Source organism: Pseudomonas sp. 31 R 17 (genome assembly GCF_900004915.1).
Classification (GTDB): domain Bacteria; phylum Pseudomonadota; class Gammaproteobacteria; order Pseudomonadales; family Pseudomonadaceae; genus Aquipseudomonas; species Aquipseudomonas orientalis_A.
The window spans coordinates 32,754-38,793 of record NZ_CVTN01000078.1 but is presented as its reverse complement, the minus strand read 5'-3'; the positions used below and the strand labels follow the sequence as shown (position 1 = coordinate 38,793).

Here is a 6,040-nt window from a genome sequence, read left to right as displayed (position 1 = left end):
GAGCCTGGGCGAGGTGCCGAGTGGTGGGGCAAGAGCCCTTTTGGTTACTTTTGGGGCTCTTTTCCAAAAGTGACCCGCTGTAAAAGCGGAACCCTAAGTAGCCGTGACCGCAGAAACGGATATGTACTCAATCCAATCCCCCATCCCGGCCGGCCCAGAGGCCGCCATCGGGGGCAAGCCCTCTCCCACATTGAGCGCGATGTGCAGTCGGGGCACTGACATCAAACCGTCATCTTTCCACCACCTTCCTGCCACATTCCCTCGCTAATGTCCTCGCCAATGAGATCGATCTCAAGCGAGCCCCAATGACTGACCTGAAAGACGTAGCACGCCTGGCCGGCGTGTCCCGCGCCACCGCCGCCCGCACTTTTGCTTCGCCGGACCAGGTGCGCCCGGTCACCCGTGAGCAGGTGTTCGCCGCCGCCCGAGAGTTGGGTTTCCGGCCGAACCTGCTGGGCCGCCAGTTGCGCCTGCAGACCACCCAACTGATCGGCGTCGTGGTGCCCAACCTGCTCAACCCGGTGTTCGCCGAGCAGTTCCAGGCCATGGAGCGCGCCGCGCGGTCTCGGGGCTACAGCCTGGTGCTGGCCACTACCGATTACAGCAGCGAGCGCGAAAGCACGGTGGTGGAAGAACTGTTGCGCCAGCGCGTCGACGGTCTGGTGCTGACGGTCACCGATGCCGAAAGCAATGCCGTGCTCAGCAGCCTGAACACCGAAAAGACACCCTTCGTGCTGGCCTACCATCAGCCGAGCAACCCCAACTACAGCGCCGTGTCGGTCGACAACCGCGCGGGCATGGCCCTGGCCACGCGGTATCTGCTGGACGCCGGGCACCGCCGGATCAGCATGGTCGCCGGCCCCGCGTTGCAGTCCGACCGTGCCCGTCTGCGGCATGCGGGGTATTGCGAGGCGATGGAAGCGTACGGTCTCAAGAGCCGCCCGGTGATCGAAATGCCGGCCCACACCCAGGCCGAGTTCACGGCGATCGCGCCGTTTCTCAAGAGCCCCGACGCGCCCACGGCGTTGGTGTGTTCCAACGACTTCCTGGCGATCAGCCTGATTGCCGAATTGCGCCGCAACGCCTGGAACGTGCCCGGGCAACTGTCTGTGATGGGCTTCGATGGCATCAGCCTCGGCACCCAGATGCACCCGACCCTGTGCAGCGTGGTGCAGCCCATTGCACTGCTGGCCAGCACCGTGATTGACCAACTGCTGGCGCAAATCGCCGGCAACGCCCCGACGTCCCATTGCCTGCCTTGCCATATCCGGCCAGGCGAAAGTACCCAGCCCCATGAGGAGACCCTTGATGCGCGCACTCAGTAAAACCCTGGCAGCCCTGCTGCTGTGCGGTGCGGCCAGCCTGGCCCAGGCCGCCGACACTGCGATTTGCTACAACTGTCCGCCGGACTGGGCCGATTGGGGCACCCAGCTCAAGGCCATCGCCGCCAGCACCGGCGTGCAGGTGCCGCTGGACAACAAAAACTCCGGCCAGTCCCTGGCGCAGTTGGTGGCGGAAAAAGCCGCGCCGGTGGCCGACGTCGTTTACTACGGCGTCACCTTCGGCCTGCAGGCGCAAAAAGCCGAGGTGGTCGACACCTACAAACCCAAGGCCTGGGAGCAGATTCCCGCCGGCCTGAAAGACCCCGCCGGCCATTGGTTCGCGATCCATTCCGGGACCCTGGGCATCATGGTCAACGTCGACGCGCTCGGCGGTCTGCCGGTGCCGCAAAGCTGGGCCGACCTGCTCAAGCCTGAGTACAAAGGCATGGTCGGTTACCTCGATCCGTCCAGCGCCTTTGTCGGCTACGTGTCGGCGGTGGCGATCAACCGCGCCATGGGCGGTGACCTGGACAACTTCGCCCCGGCCATCGACTACTTTCGCAAACTGGCAAAAAACAGCCCCATCGTGCCCAAGCAGACCGCCTACGCACGGGTGTTGTCCGGCGAGTTGCCGATCCTGGTCGACTACGACTTCAACGCCTACCGCGCCCGCTACAAAGACCAGGCCAATGTCGCCTTCGTGATTCCGCAGGAAGGCAGCATCAGCGTGCCCTACGTCATGAGCCTGGTCGCCAACGCACCACACCGTGCGAACGCGGAAAAAGTCCTCGACTTCGTGCTCTCGGACGAGGGCCAGGCACTGTGGGCCAAAGCCTACCTGCGCCCGGTGCGGCCGATGAAAATGCCGGCGGACGTCGCCGCACAGTTCCTCCCGGACAGCGACTATGCCCGCGCCGGTGTCGTGGACTACGAAAAAATGGCCGCTGTGCAGGAAGCCTTCGCCGCCCGTTACCTGAACGAGGTCAAGTAAGTGGCGACATCGGCAAAACACGCCGCCTGGGCACTGGCCCCGGCCTTCGCGGTGCTGCTCGCGTTCTGGCTGTTGCCGCTGGCGCACCTGATGGTGCTCGGCGCCGCGAGCCGCGATGGCAGCGGCAGCGGCTACTGGCAGGTGCTCAGCAGTGCGCAGTATTTGGGCAGCCTGGGACAAACCCTGATCCTGGCAGGGGTGGTGACGCTGGTCGCGCTGGTGATCGGCGGCATCAGCGGTGTCTTCCTCGCCCGGCAACAGTTCTTCGGGCGCTCGGCGCTGGTGGCATTGCTCACGTTCCCGCTGGCGTTTCCAGGGGTGGTGGTGGGGTTCCTGGTGATCCTGCTGGCGGGCCGCCAGGGACTGTTTGCCGCGCTGGGCCTGCAACTGGCCGGTGAGCGCTGGATCTTTGCCTACTCGCTGGCGGGGCTGTTCGTGGGCTACCTGTACTTCTCGATTCCCCGGGTAATTCTGACGGTGATGGCTGCCTGCGAAAGCCTCGACCGCAGCCTGGAGGAGGCCGCGCATTCACTGGGGGCAGGGCACTGGCGCGTGGTCTGCGATGTGATCGTGCCGGGCCTGGCGCCGGCGCTGGCGTCGTGCGGTGCGATCTGTTTTGCCACGTCCATGGGCGCGTTCGGCACGGCGTTCACTCTGGGCACACGGCTTAACGTCACGCCCGTGGCGATCTATAACGTGTTCACCAATTACGCCAACTTTGCCGTCGCCGCTGCGCTGTCGGTGGTGCTTGGCGCGGTGACCTGGGCCGTGCTGCTGCTCACGCGGCGCCTGGTGAAAAATTCGGGGACTGTGCTGTGAAGCGCTCATCGCTGTTTGTGCTGCAACTGCTGTTTACCCTGCTGGTGTGCGCCTTCATGTTGGTACCGGTGCTGCTGTCGCTGCTGGCCGGGCTGACACGCAACTTCTTTGTCGGCGTTTCCAGCGGCTTGACCTTCGACTGGTTGATCCAGGTGTGGCAAGCCTATTCACCCACTGTGTGGCTCTCGCTGCAACTGGCCCTGGCCTGCGCGGTGTGCGTCTGCGTGATCGGTGTGCCGGCGGCCTATGCCCTGGTGCGCATGAACAACCGTTTCAGTCGCGCCTTCGAAGAACTGATGGTGTTGCCGGTGGCGATGCCAGGGTTGGCCAGTGCGTTGGCGCTGCTGCTGACGTACGGCCAGTTCGGCAGCTTTCGCAGCAGTTGGCTGTTCATCCTCGTCGGCCATGTGCTGTTCACCTTGCCGTTCCTGGTACGCCCGGTGATGGCGGTGATGCAGCGCCAGCAACTGCCGGTATTGGAAGAAGCTGCCGCCAGCCTCGGTGCCGGTCCGATCAAGCGCTTTTTCAGCGTGGTAGTGCCCAATTGCCGGGCGGGGATCCTGGCCGGCGTACTGATGGTGGTCACCCTGAGCCTGGGTGAATTCAACCTGACCTGGATGCTCCACACGCCGATGACCAAGACCCTGCCGGTGGGCCTCGCCGACAGCTACGCCTCGGCGCGCCTGGAAATCGCCAGTGCCTACACCCTTATCTTCCTGCTGATGATCGTGCCGCTGCTGATTGCGCTGCAGGCCATCAGTGCCCGTTTGTCCCGTGGAGAGCGTCGATGACCGCTATTACTATTGGCCTGCAAGGCTGTCGCAAGGCGTTCGCCGACGGCACCGTGGCCGTGCATGACCTGGACCTGACCGTCGAAGGCGGCGAAACCCTGGCGATCCTCGGACCGTCCGGCTGCGGCAAAACCACCACGTTGCGCTTGATCGCCGGCCTGGAACGCCCGGACGTGGGCCAGGTGTTTTTCGGTGATCAGGACGTGACCCGCCTGCCCATCGAGCGCCGCGATGTGGGCATGGTGTTTCAGAACTACGCGCTGTTTCCCAACCTGGATGTGGCCGGCAACATTGTCTACGGCTTGAAGATTCGAGGGATGGCGCCGCGAGAGCGCCACAAGCGCTGCGAAGAACTGCTTGAGTTGGTGGGGTTGCAGCAGCACGGCAAGCGCAGCATCCATGAACTCTCCGGCGGCCAGCGCCAGCGCGTCGCCCTGGCCCGCGCCCTCGCGCCACGCCCGAAAGTGCTGCTGCTGGACGAACCCCTGGCGGCCCTCGACGCACAACTGCGCGAGCGCCTGCGCAGTGAGCTGAGCGAACTGCTGCGCGGCCTTGGCATCACCTCGGTGTTCGTCACCCACGACCAGGGCGAGGCCATGGCCCTGGGCGACCGCATCCTGGTGATGGAGCACGGACGCATCGCACAACTGGCCAGCCCACGGGACATTTACCAGAAGCCGGCCAACGCGTTTGTCGCAGGCTTTGTCGGCAACCTCAACGCCTTCGCCGTGAGCGGGTCGTCGCCCAAGGGCTTGAAAGTCTGCGGCGGCGAACTGCCGTGGCATGGCACCGACCAGCCCGACACCTTGTATTGCCGCCCCGAACATCTGCGGGTGATGGAGAGCGAAGGGCACTTGCACGGGCGTCTGCTGGCGCAGTTCTTCCAGGGCGCGCAGAGCCGTTTGCTGGTGGACGTGGGCGGCCCGCAACCGTTGCTGGTCGACAGCAGCGACAACCAGCTGTACGTCGTCGGCGCGCCGATTGCCCTGGCGATTGCGCCGCACATGTTGTTCACCCTGAATGCGTGAGAATCCACTGTGAATCGTCCGTTTATCGTTGCACAGATCAGCGACCTGCACCTCAAGGCCGGCCAGCGCCTCACCTATGGCGTGGTTGACACCCTGGGCGCGCTGCGCCGCGCCGTCGATCACCTGAACGCCAGCCAACCACGGCCTGACATCGTGGTGATCAGCGGCGACCTCGTGGACTTCGGCCGCGCCGATGAATACGCTGTGCTGCACCCTGAACTCGCGCGCCTGCACATGCCGTGCTACCTGGTGCCCGGCAACCATGACGCGCGCGGGCCGTTGCTCGATGCGTTCGGCGATCATGCCTACTTGCCGTTATCGGCAGAGGGCCCGCTGGACTGGGTCGTAGACACGCATCCGCTGCGCCTGATCGGCCTCGACTCCACCATCCCCGGCAGCCATGGCGGCCAGTTGCTGGACAGCCAGTTGCACTGGCTCGATGAGCAACTGGCGCTGCGCCCGCAGGCGCCGACCTTGCTGATCCTGCATCACCCGCCGTTTATCAGCGGTATCGGTCATATGGACCGCGAACCCTTCATCAACGCCGCCGCCCTGGAGCGCGTGGTGGCACGCCACCCGCAGGTGGAGCGCCTGTTGTGCGGGCATCTGCACCGGCCGATGCAGCGCCGTTTCGGTGCCAGCCTCAGTTGTGTATGCCCCGGCACGTCCCACCAGATCGTGCTGGATTTGCAGGACGCGGCGCCCGCGCATTTCAACCTGGAGCCGGCGGGCTATCTGTTGCATCGCTGGGATGCGCAACAGGGTTTGATCAGCCATAACGGCGTGTTCGGGGATTATCCGGGGCCGTATCCGTTCTATGACGCGCATGGGTTGATTGACTGAGGTTTTGATTCAGCTGATGTAATCACTGTGGGAGCCTGTGTATCTACACAAAAAACTCGAGCGCGTGGCCGGACCTGATACGCCTCGGTCCAATGTGGGAGGGGGCTTGCCCCCGATGGCGGCCTCAGGGCCAGCCAGTATCTTGGATCAGACCGAGTACATATCCATTATTTAGGTAACGGCTGCTAATGGTTCCGCTTTTACAGCGGCTCACTTTTGAAAAGCGCAAAAGTAAGCAAAACGCTC

The 6,040-nt window shown here is 64.2% G+C and carries 6 protein-coding genes; all 6 read left to right on the top strand.

Features of this window, described 5'->3' with window-relative positions; translation table 11 throughout:
• The first annotated feature begins 305 nt into the window (after positions 1 to 305).
• Genes BFP89_RS21165 through BFP89_RS21140 form a run of 6 tightly spaced genes read left to right on the top strand, consistent with a single transcriptional unit; the run spans position 306 to position 5,794 of the window.
• On the top strand, positions 306 to 1,325 hold the full coding sequence (locus BFP89_RS21165) for a LacI family DNA-binding transcriptional regulator (RefSeq protein WP_065887407.1): 1,020 nt from the start codon (positions 306 to 308) through the stop codon (positions 1,323 to 1,325).
• The gene (locus tag BFP89_RS21160; RefSeq protein ID WP_065887406.1) at positions 1,309 to 2,313 is read left to right on the top strand and encodes an ABC transporter substrate-binding protein; all 1,005 of its coding nucleotides are present in this window, start codon (positions 1,309 to 1,311) and stop codon (positions 2,311 to 2,313) included. The genes BFP89_RS21165 and BFP89_RS21160 overlap by 17 nt, the downstream gene beginning before the upstream one ends.
• The gene (locus BFP89_RS21155) at positions 2,314 to 3,132 is read left to right on the top strand and encodes an ABC transporter permease (RefSeq protein WP_065887405.1); all 819 of its coding nucleotides are present in this window, start codon (positions 2,314 to 2,316) and stop codon (positions 3,130 to 3,132) included.
• Positions 3,129 to 3,923: an ABC transporter permease gene (locus tag BFP89_RS21150; protein WP_065887404.1), complete on the top strand. Its 795-nt coding sequence runs from the start codon at positions 3,129 to 3,131 to the stop codon at positions 3,921 to 3,923. Before BFP89_RS21155 ends, BFP89_RS21150 begins: the two co-directional genes overlap by 4 nt.
• On the top strand, positions 3,920 to 4,951 hold the full coding sequence (locus BFP89_RS21145; protein ID WP_065887403.1) for an ABC transporter ATP-binding protein: 1,032 nt from the start codon (positions 3,920 to 3,922) through the stop codon (positions 4,949 to 4,951). Before BFP89_RS21150 ends, BFP89_RS21145 begins: the two co-directional genes overlap by 4 nt.
• A 9-nt stretch (positions 4,952 to 4,960) precedes the next feature.
• A complete protein-coding gene (locus BFP89_RS21140; protein WP_065887402.1) occupies positions 4,961 to 5,794 on the top strand; it encodes a phosphodiesterase in 834 nt (277 codons plus the stop codon).
• Positions 5,795 to 6,040: the final 246 nt, after the last annotated feature.